This window comes from Nibrella saemangeumensis (genome assembly GCF_039541915.1).
GTDB classification, from domain to species: domain Bacteria; phylum Bacteroidota; class Bacteroidia; order Cytophagales; family Spirosomataceae; genus Nibrella; species Nibrella saemangeumensis.
On record NZ_BAABHD010000045.1, the window covers coordinates 1 to 1,440 of the forward strand.

1 protein-coding gene is annotated in these 1,440 nt (G+C 52.1%); it reads left to right on the plus strand.

Annotated features, from left to right (window positions below):
- Window positions 1–48: 48 nt before the first annotated feature.
- Entirely contained in the window at window positions 49–1,440 is a 1,392-nt protein-coding gene (locus ABD949_RS18230; protein ID WP_345245581.1) for an IS4 family transposase, read from the plus strand.

Below are 1,440 nucleotides of genomic sequence, written 5' to 3' on the forward strand. Positions count from 1 at the left end.
CTACCGTCTGGACACAAGTAGTCATTTTGGTATCTTTGATACTAAAAAGTGCAGACCAGACATCTAACCGGATTAAAAGACAAGCGATTGACACAGCGAGGCAACTTGCTGCTCAATCGCTTGTTTGCTATTGGTGGCCAGTCCATCCGCCAACTCGCCACCAGCGATTCTCAAGCTAAAGCCTTTTACCGCTTTCTGGCCAATGAAAACGTCACCGAGCAGGACCTCATCCGCAATATGGCGGCTAACTGTCAGGCCTGTGTAGCCGACAGGCCCCTGCTCTGCATCCAGGACAGCAGCGAAATCAACCTGGCCAATCATCGCAACCGACTCAAAAAGAATGACTCCATTGGCTTGACCGACGGCTCCCAGCTAGGGCTAGGCTTTTTCATCCATCCCAGTTTGGTGATCGATGCCCAGACATTCATGCCCTACGGGTTTGCTGCTCTCAAGGTCTGGAATCGCGGCCAGCAGTGGGTGGCGAAGGCCTCCTCTTACCAGCGCCACACCACCCCCATTGAGCAGAAAGAGTCTTATAAATGGATCGAAACCTCGCTCCACACCAAACAAGCTCTGACCACAGCTCAACACCTGGTCATCATTCAAGATCGGGAAGGAGATATTTATGAACAGTTCTGTCTGGTACCCGATGCCCGTACGCATCTGTTGATCCGGGCTAAGACCAATCGCACCCTCAGGGGTAAAACCAAGCTCTTCGAGCATCTGGCCAGCCAGGCTCAACAGGGTAGTTACACCATCGAAGTAGCAGGCGACAAACGCCGTAAAACCACCAGGCGGACTGCTACCCTGGCGGTTCGCTTCTGTCGGGTTAGCCTTAAGCGTAACCAGTTCACGGCCAAAACAGTAGCTGATACGGTGAGTCTGTATGCGATTGAAGCGCAAGAGGTGGCTCCGCAGGTGGACCAGCCCATTCACTGGCGGTTGTTAACCACCTGGCCAGTGAACACTCTGGCCGATGCCCTGCAGTGTCTAGACTGGTACAGTTGCCGCTGGCTGCTGGAGGAGGTGTTTCGCATTGTCAAGAAAGAAGGCTTTGATATTGAAGCCAGCGAACTCACCCAGGGCAAAGCCGTACGCAAGTTATGTCTGTTGATTCTGGAGACCATTATCAAGCTTTTCATCATGCAGGCGGCCTATGACTCTGAGCAGGAACTACCGGCTGGTAGTTGTTTTTCAGCGGAGGAACAGGCTTGTATGGAGATACAGATGCCGCAGTTGGAAGGCAAGACCCAGAAGTTAAAAAACCCATATACACCGTCTACCCTGAAACGGTATATATGGGTAATTGCCCGCTTAGGAGGCTGGAACGGGTATCAATCCGGACGAAAGCCGGGCATCACCACGTTTTGGTTAGGCCTCAAAAAGTTTGATGCCATCGTTATCGGCTTCACCTTATCAAAAGATGTGTCCAGACGGTAG